Origin of the sequence: Hymenobacter sp. HDW8, assembly GCF_011305775.1 — a bacterium.
Taxonomy (GTDB): domain Bacteria; phylum Bacteroidota; class Bacteroidia; order Cytophagales; family Hymenobacteraceae; genus Hymenobacter; species Hymenobacter radiodurans.
The window spans coordinates 792,796-810,639 of sequence record NZ_CP049907.1 but is presented as its reverse complement, the minus strand read 5'-3'; the positions used below and the strand labels follow the sequence as shown (position 1 = coordinate 810,639).

Below are 17,844 nucleotides of genomic sequence, written 5' to 3'. Positions count from 1 at the left end.
ATAACCAAATGGGCTTCTCCGCTGAAAATTTCATGTGTACTTCAACAAAAAAGGAACGACAGATGCCGTTCCTTTTTTAGTCAACTGAATAAAAGCGAATTAAGCAGCTTTCAAGTCTACATCAGCCAAAACCCGTCCGCAGTGCTCGCACACGATGATCTTCTTGTGCGAGATAATGTCGGCTTGGCGCTGAGGGGGTACCGTGTTGAAGCAGCCACCGCAGGCATCACGCTTTACCGTCACCACGGCTAGGCCGTTGCGAACGTTACCGCGAATACGGGTATAGGCCATGAGCAGACGCTCCTCGATAGGCTTCACAGCCCCATCGCGCTCCGTCATGAGCTTCTTCTCGTCGGCTTCGCTTTCACCTACAATGGTTTGCAGTTCGCCCTGCTTGTTTGCTAAGTCTTTGCGACGCTCATCGAGGCGTTGCTTAGTGCCGGCGATGTCGTTGTTCTTTTGCTCAATCTGGTATTGAGCTTCTTTAATTTTCTTCTCGGAGATCTGAATTTCTAGGCGCTGCAACTCAATTTCCTTGGCAATTGCCTCGTACTCACGGTTGTTACGCACGTTTTGCTGCTGCTCCTCATACTTGCGAATAAGGCCTTCAGCATCTTTCGCAGCCTGCTTGCGCTGCTTGATCTGGTCATTAAGCCCCGAGATTTCCTCGTCAAACTTGCCTACACGCACTTCGTAGCCAATAATCTCATCTTCTAAGTCACGGACTTCCTCAGGCAAGTCGCCGCGCACGCGCCGAATTTCATCGAGCTGCGAATCAATGCGCTGTAGGTTCAAAAGGGCCTCCAGCTTGTTGGCAACGGGGGTTTCCGCGGTAGGGTTAGAAGTCATAACGGACGGGGTTGGTGAGGGTCTCTGCGATTAAGACCGCAAAAGTACTCGAAAACGTTGAGGTTAGCAATTCCTGAAATAGCTCACTGGTGAATTGTTCGCTCTCAAAATGGCCTACATCGCAGAGCAGTAAATCGCCTTCCGGGCCAAAAAACTCGTGGTACTTTAAGTCGCCGGTCACGTAGGCGTCGGCGCCGGCCGCGCGGGCTTTGTTTAAAAGGAAACTGCCTGCTCCACCGCACAATGCCACCCGGCGGATAGGCTGGTCATACTCGGTGTGCTTCACAACGGGCACGCCTAGAATAGCGCGTAGCTGCTGCCGAAAAGCTGCCGGCGTTAGCTCCTGCGGCAATTCGCCAATCATGCCCGCGCCCACATCCTGGTTTTCGTTTTCGAGCTTGACTATTTCGTAGGCCACCTCCTCGTAGGGGTGGGCCTGGCGCAGGGCCCGAAGCACAGTTTTCTGCCGATGCAGAGGTAGGAGCACTTCCACGCGCTGCTCGGCAGTGGTTTCGGGCTGGCCTGGTTGTCCCTGAAAAGGCTGGGTAGCCGAACCAGGCGTGAAAGTGCCTACGCCATCGGAGCGAAAGCTGCAGTCGGAATAGTCGCCGATTTGGCCGGCACCGGCTTGATAGAGAGCTTGTAAAACCGCATCGGTATGCGTTGGCGGCACATAGGTAATCAGCTTGGCCAGATTGCCGCTCGTGGGGGCCAAAATGCGTAGTTTCTGCAAGCCAAGCTTCTCACCAAGCTTGCGGTTTACGCCGTGGCGCACGTTGTCTAGGTTGGTGTGGGCCGCGTAGATGGCAATGTCATTTTTCAGCGCCTTTAATATAGTCCGCTCCACTTCCGTAGCGCCGGTCAGGCTTTTGAGGGGACGAAAAATGACCGGATGATGGACCACTACTACGTTGCAGCCCCGTTTTAGAGCCTCATCGAGAACGGCTGGGGTGCAATCGAGGGCAATCAGGACGCCTTTGATTTCGGCCTGTGGATCACCGCATTGAAGGCCCGCATTGTCATACGATTCTTGGTAGGCGAGGGGCGCCGCCGTTTCGAGGGCGCGGGCAAGGTCAGCGACGGTAGGCATTTTGTTGATCAAGAAATGAAGAGAGCAAGGATAAGGGGAAATGAAAAAAGAACGTGATGCGCCATCTGGCGTCCACTTGTTGAAGCACCTTTACTGAGGAGTAAACTTCAACGAAATGGTAGAAATGCTTCGACTTCACTCAGCATGCCAGACGCAGTTTTAGCTTCTATTTATTAGTTGATTATATCTGTAAGTACGTTTATGTAACGGGCTACATTTGCTGCCAACTCGCGCCGCTTATACTGCATTAGGTAGCGTGGGTGTTCCAACACGCGAATTTGTTCAAACAACTGAAGCTCTTGGTTCCACCGCTTAAAGTATTCCCCGTTGCGGCGGCCCAGACAGATGGCTACATCGCGGCGTAGGCCCACGTCGTGCACTTGGAGCTGCAAAGAAAGCCGGATGGCGGGGGCCAAGGCAGCGGTGAGGGCAGGCGAGTCGTAATAGTTGTAGTTGCGGCCTTCGCGCAATAAGACCAGGGGATAGAGCGAGCCCAGATAAAAGTTGTCGAAAAAAACTGTTGGACCGCCCAATGCCGCGATAACTTCGTGTATAAACTGACTCGACGGCTCCCGCTGTTGAGGCAACTCATTTGGGATTCCGCAGGCGGTCAAAGCCACCGGATCGGTGAACGCTACCCCAGTGCGACCATTGCCCAAACGGCCCGGATTAATGCCGAGCAGCGCCACCCGCGGCCGATTGTCGGCGTAGTAGCGGGCGGCAAATTGCGAGAGTAACGCTTGGGGAGTTTCCTCCAGGTAAGGACTGAAAGCCAGTACGTTGTCGGGCAGCGTTGTGGGTAGGGGAAAGCTGGTCAGAAAGTGAAGGAGACGAGCGCCGAAGGTGGACATAGTAGCAGGGCAGTTGTATGCACTTACGTATGGCTGGGCCTAAAGAGTAAAAGTGGCGTACTCTGCTTTTCCGCGTACTTTTGCCCCCAGGCCCAATTCTCTCTCATGCCACCATTTCTGGTTTTGTTGCTGCTTCCGTTTGCCTGGCTTTACGCCGGGGTAATGGCCGTGCGCAACTGGTTGTATGATAAAGGCTTGAAGCCATCATTCGCTTTTGAAATACCGTTGATAAGCGTTGGAAACCTGCGCGTGGGGGGCACCGGAAAAACGCCGCATGTGGCCTGGCTGGTAACCGAACTGCGGGCTCAGGGGGCAAAACCTGCCATCCTAAGCCGGGGCTACGGGCGTAGTACCAAGGGGTTCCGCCTAGCCGATACCGCCGCCACCGCCGCCACTATCGGTGACGAGCCGTTGCAGCATTATCAGGACTTTGGGGGGCAAATTCCAGTAGCCGTTGCCGAGGATCGACGGGCGGGATTAACTCAGTTGCTAGCCGTTCGCTCTGACCTGACGACCGTGGTGCTGGACGATGCCTACCAGCACCGGCGCGTACGTCCCGCGCTCAGCATTCTGCTTACCGAGCAGCAGCGCCCGTTTTATACCGACTATGTGCTGCCCGCCGGGCGTCTGCGCGAAAGTCGCGTCGGGGCCCGCCGCGCCGATGCCGTGATAGTCACGAAGTGTAGCGAGACGCTAACTCCAGCCCAGCGCGAAGAAATAACCCACCAAGTTCGGCGCTATGCCAGACCCGACGTGCAGGTTCTTTTTTCAACCTATGCCTATGGGGAACCGGTGGCCTTGGGCAGCCTGAAAAAGCCCCCCGGCACCGATATCATGCTGCTGACGGGCATTGCGCAGCCCGAACCGCTGCGAGCATATCTGACGGCGGCTGGCTACCGTATCAGGCACCACGCCAGCTACTCCGACCACCACGCCTTCACCGCGGCCGATGTGGCCGCTCTGGCTGCACAATTACAACCCGGTCTATGCGTTTTTACCACCCAGAAGGACGCCGTGCGCTTGCTCGAACCAAGCTTGCGGGCGGCGATAGCGCCATTGCCTGTCTTTTACATCCCGATTACCGTACAGTTTCTGGCCGATGACGCCACCCGGCTGCGGCAATTGCTTTCTCCCTACTTTCAGCCCCAAGCTGTTGTCTGACTTTTCACTGTTTTCGCTTTTCTCTACGCCTGTGCCCCATTGTTCGGTATCTGCCTGTGGGCTGCCTGCTAGCCGGCTCTTTCGCTGGCTCACGGGGCTATTGCTAGCGCTGGGGGGCTTTTTTGACCCGCTTACCACGCAGGCCCAGGTTGTCGACGACACCACCAAAACACTCTACGGCGCCAAAACCACCTTCGTCATTCGGGAGGCCGACGTGTTGCGCGAAAAGCACGAGGGCCGCATGGTGGATACTACGTTAGTTGGGATGCAGCAGGCCCGCAACTGGTACCACGACAGCACCTTTCAGCAGGATCTGGGCAACGGCGGCACGGCCTCGCGCCGCCTGCTCTGGGAGCCAAATACCCAGCTTGGCGCCCGTCTGGGCCGCAATGTATTTGATAAGTACATGCGCAACTCGGCCACCATTCCGTACTATGATACTCGCTCGCCTTACACGTTTTTTCGCTTCGTGCAGGGCGGTACCGGCGAGCAGGTATTTGAGCTGTCGTACAGCCGTAGCATTAAGCGCAACGCCAACGTGGGCTTTGCTTACGAGCGGTTCTCTTCCAACAAGATCTTTACAGACGTAGGTGCGGAAGGCCTAACTAGACATTCAGGTGTGCTCTTTTTTGTGCGCTATCAAACCACCGACGACCGGTATCATCTACTTTTCAATGTGAATACTGCCCGGCATGAAGCCATCGAGCAGGGTGGTATTGTACCCCAGCCCGAGGATATCAGTGATGATAACCGCATCGTGACCGAGAACCTGTTCGAGTACGACGATGAGCGGGTGTGGCTAACGCAAGCCCGAAACCGCGACGACCGCGACCGTATCCATTTGGCCCAAACCTATCGGCTGCTCGGTAAGGGGCTGACGGCTTTCCATGTGATGGACATCAGCCGCCAGACCAACCGCTACAACGACGACCAGATTCCGCGCGGCACGACGGAGCCCCTTTATTACCCGCGCACCCGCCTGAGCCCCAACGTCACGAACGACCGGGCGACGTTTGAGCAAGCGGAGAACAGCGTGGGGGTGCTGGGAGCTACAAAGCTGGTGGAGTACCGGCTGTATGGTCGCCACCGCCTGGCGCGGCTGTCTACGAGTAGCCTAATTGAGGAAACCGTAGCGGAAGATAATGTGCCCATACGCACCTACAACCAGATATTTCTGGGGGGCAATGCAGCATTTAAGTACCGCGTATTTGGAGTAGAAGCCGCCGGCGAAATCAAGGTGCCAGACATTTCGGCGCCCGGCGAGGCCAGCCGCGTACCCGAGTATTGGGGAAAAGCCGCCGCGCGTACCGGCCCGATTACGGCGGAGTTCTACAGCGCTTCTTATGCTCCTACGCTTACGGAGCGCGAATTCAGCGGCAATCATTACGAGTGGAACAACTACAGCCGTTTTGAAAATACTTTTGTCAATCAGCTGACGGGCCGCCTCGATCAGAGTTTAGGCAAGCAGCGGCTGCAAGCATCGGTAGCAGTAGCCAACATTTCGAGCCTCGTTTACTACAACGAGCAGGCCGAGCCAGCCCAACTTTCTGAGCAGCGGCAACTGGTAATGGTGGGGGTGCGGCACCGCTTTCAAGTCGGTAACTTCTTTGCCGATAACCAGGGCACCTACACGCTGGGCGGCGACCAAGAAGGCTTGCGCATTCCTAGCTTAGTTGCCAATGCGAAGGTGTACTACCAAGGCTATATCTTCAAAAAGGCGCTGTTTGGTCAAATTGGGACGGAATATTATTACCAGTCGCGCTTCCGGGCTTACGATTACAGCCCCAGTACCCAGCAGTTTTTCGTGCAGGATCAGTTCCGAATTCGTCGTTATTCCCTGCTCGATGCCTTTGTGAACATCGATATTCGTACCGTGTCGGTATTCTTGAAAATGGCTTACCTGAACCAGGGCCTGCACCGCAACGGTTATTTCACCACGCCTTACTATACCGGGTTGCCGCGCCGTTTTGAAGTGGGCCTGAAGTGGCAGTTTTTCGATTAATCCATGGAACAAGAGTCAAAAGAAAAAACCATCCTCAAGCTCAAGCTGAATACCGACCCGCGCTGGGTGGATATTGCCAGCAAGAACATCGAGGATATTCTCGTCGACCATGCCTACTGCGAGCAAAAGGCGGCCAGCACGGGCATTAGCTTAATTGTGAAGTATCCCGAAAAAACGCGGCTGGTTGACGAGCTGACGGAGCTGGTAGCCGAGGAGTGGGCCCACTTTGAGCGGGTGCTGCACGAGCTGCGCAAGCGTGGCTACGAGCTAGGGCGTCCGCGCCGCGACGAGTACGTAGTACAGCTGATGGCGCATGTTCGCAAGGGCGGCGCCCGTGAGCGGCAGCTGATGGATCAGTTGCTGGTAAGCGCGCTGATAGAAGCGCGTAGCTGCGAGCGGTTTAAGCTTCTATGGAAGCACATCCCGGACCCTGACTTATCAAAGTTTTACTACGAGCTGATGGTGTCGGAGGCGGGGCACTTCGTGAGTTACGTGGAGCTTGCCAAGGAATATTGCGACAAGCAGACGGTAGACGAGCGCCTGCAGGAGCTACTAAAAATCGAGGGGGAAATTGTAACAAACCTCCCCGTGCGCGACGACCGGATGCACTAATAACAGCAGGCTGTAGCTAGCGTTGTAAACGTAACAAGCTGCCAAGAATTCGTGAACCAACAAAAAGCCCCCAGACGACTTCTGGGGGCTTTTTGTTGGTTGAACTAGGATGCCTGCGGCTCGGTGGTCTGTGGCTGTCCCTGCTGTTCTTCCGTATGCGAGGCCAGCAAGCCCGGCGGTACACTCAATTCGCCCGTTTGCGGATCGATGAGACCATTGCGTTCATCCTCAATATTGGTGGCCTGAGTATATACATCGCCGGCAATAGGGCGGGCCCGCAGCTCGCGTTTGAAATCGCGAATTCGCTCCGTGCGCTCATTGGCATCTTTGGGACCACCGTAGTCGGGAAAGCCAAAACCGCCCCATTCGCTGACGATGAGTGGCACCTGGCGGCGGTAAAAAAATGGGTCGCCCACTACGAGCGGAAAGGCAGCCGTGCCTTCCATTTCGCCCCTCACGAGGCGGTCGAGCAGCTCGCGCCAGCGGTCCAGATCGGGGGTGTAGAGGTGGGCTGTGAGCAAGTCGGATTTCAGGCGCCCCGTGTGGGAAATGTGGTGCCAGCCATCGTTATCCACCACCAGAAACTGCGGGTGCGCAATTTGCATATAGTGGTACATATCCACGATGTAGGACCGCGTTTCGGGATTGGTGGCAATATCCTGCGCTCCCCAATCTTCATTATACAGGCTCCAAATAACTACGGAAGGGTGCGTCTCAATAAGCGCCACCATGCGCAGCAATTCGGCCTGATGGTTCTGGCGGCTTCGTGGGGTAGAGCTGTGGGGACTGGGCACTTCTACCCAAAGCAGCAGGCCCAGCTCATCGGCCAGGTTATAAATACGCGGATCGACGCCGGCGATGTGCACGCGCACCAGGTTGCAGCCCAGTTCCTTCATGGCGTACATATGCTTGCGCATTTCCTCGTAGGTAGCTGTGCCCGGCTGGTACAGAATACCATCAAGGTAGATAGGCTGATTATTCAAGTACACATAACGGCCCCGGGCCTCTATTTTGCGCAGCCCGAAATACGTTTCGATTTGAGCAGTGTACTCATCAGGATCAATAAGCTGGGCTACGAGGCGATACAGGTGAGGCGAGCTGTTTGACCACAGAGCCGCGCCCGGCAGCTCCAGCACTACCCGTTGCGATTTCTGGCCGGCCTCCAAGCGCAAGGGAAAATCGGAGGTGGCGAGGGGGCTGCTATCATCCGCCGCGTCGCGCTCAAACACCTTGAGGCGCAGGGTATAACAACCGGGGTCGTGGACGCGGGTAGTAAGATTAAAGCGGACCAGCTGGTCTTCCACGATGCTCACCACCCCCAAGCGGGAACGAAGGCGGTTGCGCTCTACTACTTCCAGCCATACGCTGCGCACCGCGCCGGTATACGTTTGGTACCAGATACCGCCGCGCTTATACACGTGCGATTCCTGCTTGCCACGCGGAGTTTCGGCATCCATCGTGTCGGCGATGCGCACGGTAAGGCGGTTGACGAGGTGCAGATTTTCCTGGCGTAGCTCATAAGAAAACGACGTGTACTCGCCATAATGCACATCTTCGCCCTCTATAGTGCGAAGCAAACGGCCATTCAGCCACACCCGCGTTTCGTAGCCGCAGGCCCCAAACGTCAGCTGGAGCATGGTGCGTGACTGCTCCAACGACTCATCCAGCTCCGGTAACGTGAATTCACGCTCATACCACGCCACGATCTTATCGTGCCAGCCAACGGAGTGAGGATGCTCTTTAGACTCTAGCATGTGCTCTTCAATGGAGCCGGGCCATTGGGCGGTGTGCTTATAGTCGTGACCCAGGTACCAGCCGTCGCGCAGGCCCGCGTCGGCCTCGTCAATAGCAAAGCGCCATTCACCGTCGAGTAGAGAATAGGAATTGAATCGTAGGACTGCTCGGGGCAGGGGATTAGTGAGGTCTTCGGTCAGGCGGTCTTCTTCTTTGCTGGCCGAAAAGCCGTAGTTGGAATGATCAAGATCCATACGGACGGGGTTAAGAGTAGTCGGGGCGGAAGCGAATGAGGGGTGAGCTAGTCAGGATTGCTGAATTTGCCCCCCAAGACCTCCATACGGCCTAATTCATTTCGTGTATGAATTTATGGGAAAGAACCTGCGCTTTCATTCAGACTTGCATCGTGACGGGTATGGCAGAACCTGACTTGACCATATAAAACACTCAAAAGATGAATATGAAAATATAGAGGCACACTGTTTGTAGAAATGAATCAAATTCCACTGACGCCAGCTTAGCAGAAACATCAAATCCCTAGTAATTGGCGAGCTGCTGAATTGAATATTTTTGCGACAACCGGATAATGCGCATATTTATAGCCATGAAAAGTATTTGTACTCTCGTTTTGTTGTTTTGCTCATCCTTGGCCTTTGGGCAGGCGGAAGCACCGACCACGACTTCAACGCCCACCGTTAACTTTTGTGGACAGAATTTAGAAGTTGCCGATGGCTGCACAAGCGCAAGTCCGTACCAGGTGAAATGCGATAAATACGACATAACCTGGATGTACATGGATTACGCAGTCATGAAAACGGCGCCGGAGGAATTTGCCAAGCAAATGAAGCGGGAACACAAGCGCACGGATATGGCTCCATTTGAGTGCTACATCGCCGGGAAGCCCGCTAAAGGCTTCAAGCTAAGCTATATGACTGAGGCAGGTGGCATGGCGTACCAGCTTATCGTGTCGGGAGTGGCCAATGGGCAACCCGTATTGGTGCAGCTGACGCTGGATATCGACCCGTACAAAAACGAGGACATTCCGGCATTGCCGCGTCAAATCGTGCAGATCAGCCCCAATACGCAGTTGACTACCGCGAAATAGAAGCACAAAATCCAATAGCGAAAAGCCCCCAGATATCAACTAGGGGGCTTTTTGCTGCGTTATTCCGCTGCCTACAGTCGTGAGTATTATTTAGGTTTTTTGCTTCTTCTTCTTCGCAGCCGGAAACAGAATGTTGTTGAGAATCAGGCGGTAACCGGGCGAGTTGGGATGCAGAGCTAGATCAGTGGGTTCTTCTTCCACCAAGTGCTGGTAGTCTTCGGGGTCGTGGCCGCCGTAGAACGTCCAGGTGCCTTTGCCCAGTGTGCCGTGCATGTAGCGCACCTCATTGGACTGCTTGTTTTCGCCCATCACGATGACGTCGGACTTCACCAGGCTTTTGCGGAAAGCGGTGGTTTGGCCCATAAAACCCTTCACGGTTTTCTCATGGTTTTGGGTGAGCATGGTGGGCACTGGGTCATATTTGGCGGAGAAAGTGAAGAGCTGAAAATAGTCGTTGTCTTCGTACACGCCGCGCTCGTAGGGCTGCATATCAATGCTAGAGTACTCGTACTGATACGGGTCGCGCACGAGTTGGAAGTCCTTGAAAGCCAGCGTACGATTGAAGTTGAGCTTGCTTTGAGCCTGCGGGTCGGCAGGGTCGCCATCGTACATACTTTCTACCATATCGAGGCCGAGTCCGGCCAGGGCAATATCGTAAGAGTCGGTAGCGGAGCACATGGCGAACAAAAAGCCCCCGCCAGCAATAAATTCCTGCATTTTGACCGTCACAGCGCCTTTCATCTGGCTCACTTTAGCGAAGCCGTTGCGCTTAGCCGCCGCTTCCGAATCGCGCTGCTGCTGCTGATACCAGGGGCGGTTGCGGTAGGAGGCGTAAAACTTACCGTATTGGCCCGTGAAGTCTTCGTGGTGCAGGTGCAGCCAATCGTACTTGGGCAGGTCGCCGCGCAGCACTTCGTCGTCGTAAATCTGGGTGTAAGGAATTTCGGCGTAGGCCAACACCATCGTCACAGCATCGTCCCAGGGTTGCTTATCCTTAGGCGTGTACACCGCAATTTTGGGCACTTTCTCCAGCTTCATAATGTCCATATTGGCATTAGGATCAGCTATTTCCTGCAAAATATTGCCGTATTGGGCCGAGGAAATTACCTGAAAACTTACCCCGCGCACAGTCAGCTCGTTTTCGATGCCCGGGGCTGAGGCACAGGAAAAAGCCCCCCCGCGGTAATTGAGCAGCCAATCGACCTCCACCTGCTTGCTGAGCAGCCAGTAGGTAGCGCCGTAGGCCTTCAGGTGCTCTTTCTGCGCCTCATCCATTGGAATCAGAATCTGGTTGGCCCAGGCGGCCAGCGGTGCTCCCAGCCAGAGGGCCATCAACAACAGCAGAAACGAAAAGCGTTTTAGTAGCATCAGATTCTTGGAGTCAAAAAGTGAGCAGACATACTACAAGATATATAACCGGAATAGGTGGATAACGATTAATCAAACAAAGACGGGTAAGGAAGGAGGAAACTCAGCACTTAGGAATGATTTAAAGGTAGCAAAACCCGGACGGAATCTGCCCAAAACCGGCTAACTTGCATCATCAGGCATTGGCCCAAATCGTGGCTGCTAGCTTGTTCAGACCGGTTTGAAAGGGTTTTTTCTCGGTCTTCTTCTTTTCGTTTTGTCGCCATCAGGCCGCTATTATGCACTTGCTAGAAAACATCCGCGAGGCTTTCCGTTCCATCAAGAGTAATCTGCTGCGCACCGTGCTCACGGCCCTTATTGTGAGCATCGGTATTATGTCGCTGGTGGGAATTCTCACGGCCATCGACGCCATTAAATCGTCGTTGACCAACACGTTTGCCAGTCTGGGGGCCAATTCCTTTGAGATGACGGCTAAGGGGTATACCAACCGCTTCCGGCGCGGCGGTGTGCAGGGGCGTACCTATCCGGCCATCAATTACTTACAGGCACGGCAGTACAAAGAGCGCCTCGGTGACGTTGCGCAGGTAGGTATTTCTGCCTTCATTACCGGCGCTACCGAAGTAAAAGCCGGCGGCCTCAAAACCAACCCCAATATGCAGGTAGTAGCCGGCGACGAGAACTACCTGCGCATTCAGAGCTACAACCTGGAGGATGGCCGGTCGTTTTCGCCTACTGAGCTGGAAGTAGGCGCGAATGTGGCCATTGTAGGCACCGAAATCAAGGAAAAGCTATTCCCCGATCAATCCGCCATCGATCAATACGTGTTCTTTCTGGGCCAGCGCTTCCAGATAATCGGGCAGCTAGAAGCTAGTGGTAGTGGCATGGGCGGGGGCGGCGGGGCCGACCGGCTCGTGCTTATTCCCTTGATTACTGGTAACCAACTTCCCCGCCAGCGGGCGCTTACCTTCGACATCAAAACTGCCACCACCGACCCCGATAACCTGAATTTTATCATGGGGCAGGCCACCGGCATCATGCGCGCCGTGCGCGGCGACCGACTCGGGCAGGAAGATTCGTTTGAGTTGGAGCGCAGCGACTCTGCCGTGGCTACGCTGGATAGTTTGTCGGGTAATCTGCGGATGGGGGCTTTATTGTGGGCTTCATTACGCTGCTCGGCGCCAGCATCGCCCTCATGAATATCATGATGGTCTCGGTGACGGAGCGCACCCGCGAAATTGGGATTCGCAAGGCGCTGGGCGCCACGGCCCTACAGATTCGCCAGCAATTTCTCATTGAAGCCATCGTGATTTGCGTGATGGGCGGCGCCTTAGGGATCGTGCTGGGTGTGGCCGGTGGCAACGCTATTTCTCTCTTTATTCCCGGCGGCGGTGCCTTTTTGGTGCCCTGGCTATGGATGATGATTGGCCTGGTAATTTGCGTGAGTGTGGGTCTAGCCTCGGGCTACTACCCGGCCAGCAAAGCCGCCGGCCTCGACCCAATTGAGTCGCTACGCTACGAGTAGGAGCGGGCCCCGGCTCCGTCGGAATAGCCGCTGATAAATTTCAAACGCCCGCCTCCAGTATCTGGAGGCGGGCGTTTTCATAAAGGCAAAATACGACGTTGTATCAGAAAGCCTACTCCGAAATTGTGGGTTTCAGCACCACATTGTTTTTAGCTGCCACGCCAACTAATAACGATTTTATTCATTTGGTTATATCTTGCCGCCTACACTGCGATAACCTTTTGAACATGCCTGAAAATACAACTGTTGGCCAGCGCTTTGCGCAATTTATTGCTCACCTAGGTATCTCAAAAAACGCCTTCGCTGCGTCCCTGGACAAGACTGCAACCGTTATTCAGCATCTGGTAGACGAGCGTAATAAGCCAGGTTTTGACCTTTTGTGCAAAGTATTTGAAGTGTATCCAAATCTGTCAAAAGACTGGTTGTTGCAGGGCACTGGGCCAATGGTAGCGGCGGAATCAGGCGAAGCGAAGAGCAACTCAGGTCGGGCAGAAAACAACTCACCCAAGCCTACGGCCGTCAAAGAAAAGCCCCCCGTAGCCGCCACCGCTGCTCCGGCGGCCGTTTCCATTGCGAAACCTGCAACCGAAGTTTCTGCGTCACAACCATTTGCTGAGGCTGAGCCTATAGCGGCCAGCCCAATAATGGCACCAGCTGCCGCCACCGGTGCGCCGGCTCCAACACCTGAAACCCCCGCGGCCGTTGCTCCAGCGGCTACGTCCAACAGTTCCGTGGATTCTAGTTGGCAAACCGCGCTCTACACCCAGCAAATGGCGCATCAACTGGCTATGGCCGAGCTGCGCAATCAGCATCTGCAGGAGCAGCAGCGTCTGATGCAACAGATGTTGGATTTAATGCAGCGAAAGGCATAATCCAGGTCGTTTTTATAGAAAACAGAAACGCCCAGACCCTAAGGTCTGGGCGTTTCTGTTTTCTACTGCATCTAATTCTGATGTTTCAGAGATGCTGTATTTGCTTGTTAATGATGCAACACTTCGAAGCCAAGTTCTTCGGCTTCCATCTGCCCCTGCGGATTAATAGCGCTGAGTCTAAGGCGCTTTAGCTCGCCAACCAATAACGGGTCATATTTGACGGCTACGCGGATGTAATTCGGTGTAAAGCCTTCCATTATGCCGTTGGTGACATCATCCTCGAAGAGAACTTCTGCCTCCTGACCTACGTGATGGGCGTAGAAATGACGTTTTTTCTTCTCCGACAAGCTTCGCAGTTGGGTGGTGCGCTCGTGGCGGACGCGGTCTTGCACACGGCCGGGCAGGGTGGGCGCCAGGGTATTTTCGCGTTCTGAATACGGGAAAACGTGCAGGTAGCTTATGTCCAGATCGTTTAGGAATTGGTAAGTTTCCAGAAAATCCTCCTCCGTTTCGCCCGGAAAGCCCACGATTACATCCACACCAATGCAGGCGTGGGGCATTACCTCCTTAATCAGGCGCACGCGGTCGGCGTAGAGGGCCCGGCGGTAACGGCGGCGCATTAGGCCCAAAATCTTGTCCGAACCGCTTTGCAGCGGAATATGAAAGTGGGGCATAAAGCGTCGCGACTGCGCCACGAAGCGAATTACATCATCGGTGAGCAGGTTGGGCTCGCAGCTGGAAATACGAAAGCGGTTAATGCCTTCTACTTCGTCTAGGGCTTGCACGAGATCATAAAAATTCTCCAGTCGCTCCCGATTTGCCCCCTGCAAGCCAAAGTCGCCGAGGTTCACGCCGGTGAGTACGATTTCTTTTACGCCGGTCGTGGCCAGGCCCTGCACGCGCTCTACCACGCTTTGCACACTGCCCGAGCGACTGTTGCCGCGGGCCAAGGGAATGGTGCAAAATGAGCAGGAGTAGTCGCAGCCGTCCTGCACCTTAAGGAAAGTACGCGTACGGTCGCCGAAGGAATGGGCGGCGTGAAATTCCGTGGCGGCACTAATTGGGCTGGCATATACCTGCGTCTGGGGGGCTTTTTTGAAGCCAGCCAGAATATCCACGAGCTGAAATTTCTCGGCCGCGCCCAGCACGGCGTGTACGCCCGGAATCTCCGCTATTTCCTGGGGCTTCAGCTGCGCGTAGCAGCCTACAATGGTCACGAAGGCCTCCGGATTATGCTTCAGAGCCTCTTTAACCACCTTCCGGCATTTGCGGTCGGCGTGGTCGGTGACGGAGCAGGTATTGATGACGTAGATATCAGCCGCGTCCTCGAAGGGGACTTTGCGGAAGCCGCGCTCCTCAAACTGCCGCCCAATGGCCGACGTCTCGGAGAAATTGAGCTTGCAGCCCAGCGTGTAAAAAGCAACTTTCTTGGTATCCATAAGAAGCCGCAAAGGTACGAAGGAAGACAGGTTTTACGGGTGCCGTGTACGATAGCTGATTGTAGCGCTTAAAACATAGCCTAGAACGCAAACTTAAAAGCCGGTGAAATTGTATGCAGTAAAGATTTTAATCTAAATTTAATCTCAAAGTAAGCCGCCACCGTCATGCGATTTGTCATTCTGCTCCTGCTTTCCATGCTTGGCTTCTGCGATGCCAGCGCCCAAGCGACGGTCATTACGTGGAATACCGACCTCGCTGGCGCCTTACAGCAAGCAAAAGCCACCAACAAGCTCGTACTGGCCGTCTTTTCGGGCTCCGATTGGTGTAAGCCGTGCATCATGCTGAAGCAGGAAGTATTCGATCAGGCAGAGTTTCAGCGGTACGCTCAACAGCGCTTCGTGCTGGCCCGCTTTGATTTTCCGCGCAGTAAGAAAAATAAGCTGCCCGCTGCCCAGATGAAATCAAATGAAGAAGCTGCCGCTCAATTGAACAAGGAAGGCTCTTTTCCGCTGGTCGTGCTGCTGTCGCCTGAGGGCAAGGTATTGGCCAAAACTGGGTACCGACCCGGGGGCGCCGCCGCCTACGATGCCTACCTCACGCAATTGCTGGCCAAAAAATGAGCCCCGTGCGCACATTTCTAAATTGTCCTGAGGGCTTCCTGGCGCGAGCGGCTCTGGTCCTGTTGCTGCTAACGCTAACGGGGGGCAAATTTCGTCCGTTACGGCCGCGCCTAAGCCCCGCAACTTTACCGGCAGCGCCCAGCTTATGGGCTCACACTTCACTATCACGGCCGTGTCGGCGGATGATTCGCTGGCGTGGCGGGCCATTCGGGCAGGGCTCCAGGAAATTCGGCGCATCGATCGGTTATGTTCCTATTGGGATTCTACTTCGCAGATTACGCAGGTGAACCGGGCCGCCGGCTTGCACCCCGTGGTGGTCGATCAGGAGGTTTTCGATCTGATTCATCGCACACTGAAGCTTTCGACCCTGAGTGGTGGCGCCTTCGATATTACGTTTGCCGGCGGGGAGAAAATCTACAAATTTGACCGTCAGGAACACGCCCTGCCTGCGCCAGAGGTTGTAAAAGCGTCGGTGGCCCGCATCGATTACCGCAAAGTGCTGCTCGACCCCGCGAAGCACTCCGTGATGCTGCAAGACAAAGGCATGCGGATGAATCTGGCGGGCATTCTGCAAGGCTACGGCGTGCGCCGCGCGCAGGCGCTGCTAAAGCAACTGGGTATTGCCGGCGGCCTGATCAACGGCTCCGGCGACGTATCGTGCTGGGGGCGGCAGGCCGACGGCTCCCTGTGGCGCATTGCCATCGGCGACCCCGCCCACCCGCAGGCGGTGTCCTCGTGGCTGACCGTATCGGATGTGGCCGTGGTGACGGCCGGCAACTACGAGCAGTACTTTACGGTGCAAGGCCAGCAATACGGCCACATCATTAATCCGCACACCGGCTATCCGGCCACGGGGCTGCGTTCCGTGACCATCATTTGCCCCGATGTAGAGCTGGCCGACGGTCTCGATGAGGTGGTATTTGTGAAGGGCCCGGAGGAAGGCTTAGCCTTTATTAATCGCCTCAAAGGCGTGGAGTGCACGCTCATTACCAATGATGGCCGCACGCTGACTTCCAGGGGCATGCAAGTCAATTATTACAAAAATGCCGGCCAACCAGCGTCGGCGGCTACTTCCTCTCCCAAGCCATGAGCTATCCTAAACTAACCTGGCTGGCGCTGGGGGGCTTTTTTCTGCTCAGCAGCAGCGCCCTAACCGGCTGCGTATCGGTAGCCGCTTACCAAAAAGTCTACCTCAATGACGAGGATATGCAGCTGGCCAATAAGCGCATTCAAACCTACGAGACCAATGTTGAAAGCTACCGCGAAGGCGCGGGCGGTGCCAACGGCGGTAAAGTAGGGGGCGGCTGCGGCTGCAATTAATCTTTGTTCTGCTTTCCTCGCTCATGCTACGCGCAACCCCTTTTTCGCTTGCTGCTGTCCTGTTGTTGCTTCCTATGCTAGGGTGGACGCAGGTGACGCCTACCCCCAACCGCGTAGATGGCTACGGTGCGCCGGCTACCACGGCACCCAGTCCGGCCAACCCCAGCAACCACGGCGAAACCGAGCTTAATATTCTTTCCAGCTACTACTCCCAGGACGGCAACCGCGGGGCCGTGGAAGGTGGCATCGGCACGCAGCAGTTGACCGATGTGACGCCGACTATCATCCTGAATGTGCCCCTGGACTCGGTCACGCGTGTTTCGGCCAACCTGGGAATGGATTATTACTCCTCTGCTTCCACCGATCGGATTGACCAGGTTTTATCGTCGGCCTCCAGCCAAGACACCCGCTACCACCTCGATTTGGGCCTCGCGCGCCAGCTCGCCGATAAGCGTACCATTGTGGGAGTGGGCGGAGGCTTTTCCAAAGAATACGACTATACCTCTTTTAATGTCACGGGCTCCTGGGCCCGCGCTTCGGCCGATGGTAACCGGGAGCTGAGCGTGGCTGGCCAGGCCTTTTTCGACCGCGCTACCCTCATTCTGCCCATTGAACTGCGCGTGAATGGCGGGGGTGAGCACGGCTCCGGCTTCGATACGCGCCAGAGCTACAACCTGAATGTGGTGTATTCGCAGGTGATTAATCAGCGCCTACAGGTAGCCGTGAGCACCGAGCTGGTGGCGCAGCGAGGATTGCTGAGCACGCCCTTTCATCGGGTGTATTTTCGGGAAACGGGGGGCAATTTTGGAACGGCCAAAGCAGAATTGCTGCCTCGTCAGCGCTACAAATACCCGGTGGGGCTGCGGCTGAATTACTACGCCACCGACTTGGTGCAGTTCCGCGGCTTCTACCGTTTCTACAACGATAATTTCGGTATTACGGCGCATACGCTGGAGTTGGAAGCGCCCGTAAAAGTGACGCCGTTTTTTGTGCTTTACCCGTTCTACCGCTACCATACCCAGACGGCCGCCAACTACTTCGCCCCTTATTTGGAGCACTCCATCAGCGACCAATACTTTACTTCCGATTACGACCTGGCCGCTTTCTCTGCCAACAAAATAGGGCTGGGAGTACGCTATTCACCAGTGTATGGTATTGGTCGGTTCAAAACGCCCTTCAAAGGACGCGTAGCCAAATTTAAAGCCCTGGAAGTGCGCTATGCTTACTACCGCCAGAGCGTGGGACTGACAGCTAACCTGATCAGCGCCGACTTATCGTTTACGATGCCGTAAGGTTCT

18 protein-coding genes are annotated in these 17,844 nt (G+C 55.3%); 11 read left to right on the top strand and 7 right to left on the bottom strand.

Translation table 11 applies throughout. From position 1 onward, the window contains the following. Nucleotides 1-99: 99 nt before the first annotated feature. The 3 genes from G7064_RS03450 to G7064_RS03440 all read right to left on the bottom strand — a co-directional run bounded on the left by G7064_RS03450 (nucleotide 100) and on the right by G7064_RS03440 (nucleotide 2,790). A complete protein-coding gene (locus G7064_RS03450; RefSeq protein WP_133272574.1) occupies nucleotides 100-849 on the bottom strand; it encodes a zinc ribbon domain-containing protein in 750 nt (249 codons plus the stop codon). Next, nucleotides 839-1,939: a Nif3-like dinuclear metal center hexameric protein gene (locus G7064_RS03445; RefSeq protein ID WP_166072464.1), complete on the bottom strand. Its 1,101-nt coding sequence runs from the start codon at nucleotides 1,937-1,939 to the stop codon at nucleotides 839-841. Before G7064_RS03445 ends, G7064_RS03450 begins: the two co-directional genes overlap by 11 nt. A gap of 173 nt (nucleotides 1,940-2,112) precedes the next feature. Continuing rightward, nucleotides 2,113-2,790 (bottom strand): uracil-DNA glycosylase family protein, encoded by a 678-nt coding sequence (locus G7064_RS03440; protein ID WP_166072463.1) that lies wholly within the window; start codon nucleotides 2,788-2,790, stop codon nucleotides 2,113-2,115. A 105-nt stretch (nucleotides 2,791-2,895) separates the two neighbouring features. On the opposite strand from G7064_RS03440, the gene lpxK reads away from it, so the two are divergent. The 3 genes from lpxK to G7064_RS03425 are packed head-to-tail and all read left to right on the top strand — an operon-like array spanning nucleotide 2,896 to nucleotide 6,565. Further along, complete coding sequence (gene lpxK / locus G7064_RS03435) at nucleotides 2,896-3,951, top strand: tetraacyldisaccharide 4'-kinase (RefSeq protein WP_166072462.1); 1,056 nt, start codon at nucleotides 2,896-2,898, stop codon at nucleotides 3,949-3,951. Nucleotides 3,952-3,982: 31 nt separating this feature from the next. Beyond that, a complete protein-coding gene (locus G7064_RS03430; RefSeq protein WP_166072461.1) occupies nucleotides 3,983-5,953 on the top strand; it encodes a putative porin in 1,971 nt (656 codons plus the stop codon). A 3-nt stretch (nucleotides 5,954-5,956) separates the two neighbouring features. Then, on the top strand, nucleotides 5,957-6,565 hold the full coding sequence (locus tag G7064_RS03425; RefSeq protein ID WP_133272585.1) for a tRNA-(ms[2]io[6]A)-hydroxylase: 609 nt from the start codon (nucleotides 5,957-5,959) through the stop codon (nucleotides 6,563-6,565). Nucleotides 6,566-6,669: 104 nt separating this feature from the next. Here G7064_RS03425 and G7064_RS03420 read toward each other — a convergent pair whose 3' ends face one another. Continuing rightward, nucleotides 6,670-8,553, bottom strand: coding sequence for a glycoside hydrolase family 2 protein (locus tag G7064_RS03420; RefSeq protein ID WP_166072460.1), 1,884 nt, complete (start codon nucleotides 8,551-8,553; stop codon nucleotides 6,670-6,672). Between the two features lie 283 nt (nucleotides 8,554-8,836). Beyond that, nucleotides 8,837-9,094, bottom strand: a complete 258-nt coding sequence (locus tag G7064_RS03415) for a hypothetical protein (RefSeq protein ID WP_166072459.1) — start codon at nucleotides 9,092-9,094, stop codon at nucleotides 8,837-8,839. On the opposite strand from G7064_RS03415, the gene G7064_RS03410 reads away from it, so the two are divergent. Further along, entirely contained in the window at nucleotides 9,093-9,404 is a 312-nt protein-coding gene (locus tag G7064_RS03410; protein ID WP_166072458.1) for a hypothetical protein, read from the top strand. The genes G7064_RS03415 and G7064_RS03410 overlap by 2 nt on opposite strands. Nucleotides 9,405-9,494: 90 nt before the next feature. Here G7064_RS03410 and G7064_RS03405 read toward each other — a convergent pair whose 3' ends face one another. Then, nucleotides 9,495-10,772 carry an asparagine synthetase B gene (locus G7064_RS03405; RefSeq protein ID WP_240935703.1) on the bottom strand — a complete coding sequence of 426 codons (1,278 nt, stop codon included), beginning with the start codon at nucleotides 10,770-10,772 and terminating at the stop codon, nucleotides 9,495-9,497. A gap of 278 nt (nucleotides 10,773-11,050) precedes the next feature. Here G7064_RS03405 and G7064_RS03400 point away from each other — a divergent pair, with 278 nt between their 5' ends. From G7064_RS03400 to G7064_RS03395, 3 genes are all read left to right on the top strand, one after another. After that, a complete protein-coding gene (locus G7064_RS03400; protein ID WP_317172812.1) occupies nucleotides 11,051-11,968 on the top strand; it encodes an ABC transporter permease in 918 nt (305 codons plus the stop codon). After that, complete coding sequence (locus G7064_RS22930) at nucleotides 11,926-12,294, top strand: ABC transporter permease (protein WP_317172811.1); 369 nt, start codon at nucleotides 11,926-11,928, stop codon at nucleotides 12,292-12,294. The genes G7064_RS03400 and G7064_RS22930 overlap by 43 nt, the downstream gene beginning before the upstream one ends. A gap of 227 nt (nucleotides 12,295-12,521) precedes the next feature. Continuing rightward, entirely contained in the window at nucleotides 12,522-13,166 is a 645-nt protein-coding gene (locus G7064_RS03395; protein WP_166072457.1) for a helix-turn-helix transcriptional regulator, read from the top strand. 107 nt (nucleotides 13,167-13,273) lie between these two features. On the opposite strand, the gene mtaB is transcribed toward G7064_RS03395, so the two are convergent. After that, nucleotides 13,274-14,605, bottom strand: coding sequence for a tRNA (N(6)-L-threonylcarbamoyladenosine(37)-C(2))-methylthiotransferase MtaB (gene mtaB, locus G7064_RS03390; RefSeq protein ID WP_166072456.1), 1,332 nt, complete (start codon nucleotides 14,603-14,605; stop codon nucleotides 13,274-13,276). A gap of 165 nt (nucleotides 14,606-14,770) precedes the next feature. On the opposite strand from mtaB, the gene G7064_RS03385 reads away from it, so the two are divergent. The 4 genes from G7064_RS03385 to G7064_RS03370 all read left to right on the top strand — a co-directional run bounded on the left by G7064_RS03385 (nucleotide 14,771) and on the right by G7064_RS03370 (nucleotide 17,838). Then, nucleotides 14,771-15,226, top strand: a complete 456-nt coding sequence (locus G7064_RS03385; protein ID WP_166072455.1) for a thioredoxin family protein — start codon at nucleotides 14,771-14,773, stop codon at nucleotides 15,224-15,226. 145 nt (nucleotides 15,227-15,371) lie between these two features. Next, nucleotides 15,372-16,316, top strand: coding sequence for an FAD:protein FMN transferase (locus tag G7064_RS03380; protein WP_166072454.1), 945 nt, complete (start codon nucleotides 15,372-15,374; stop codon nucleotides 16,314-16,316). Then, nucleotides 16,313-16,546, top strand: coding sequence for a DUF4266 domain-containing protein (locus tag G7064_RS03375; protein WP_133272594.1), 234 nt, complete (start codon nucleotides 16,313-16,315; stop codon nucleotides 16,544-16,546). The genes G7064_RS03380 and G7064_RS03375 overlap by 4 nt, the downstream gene beginning before the upstream one ends. Nucleotides 16,547-16,569: 23 nt before the next feature. Next, complete coding sequence (locus G7064_RS03370; RefSeq protein ID WP_166072453.1) at nucleotides 16,570-17,838, top strand: DUF3570 domain-containing protein; 1,269 nt, start codon at nucleotides 16,570-16,572, stop codon at nucleotides 17,836-17,838. Nucleotides 17,839-17,844 lie beyond the last annotated feature (6 nt).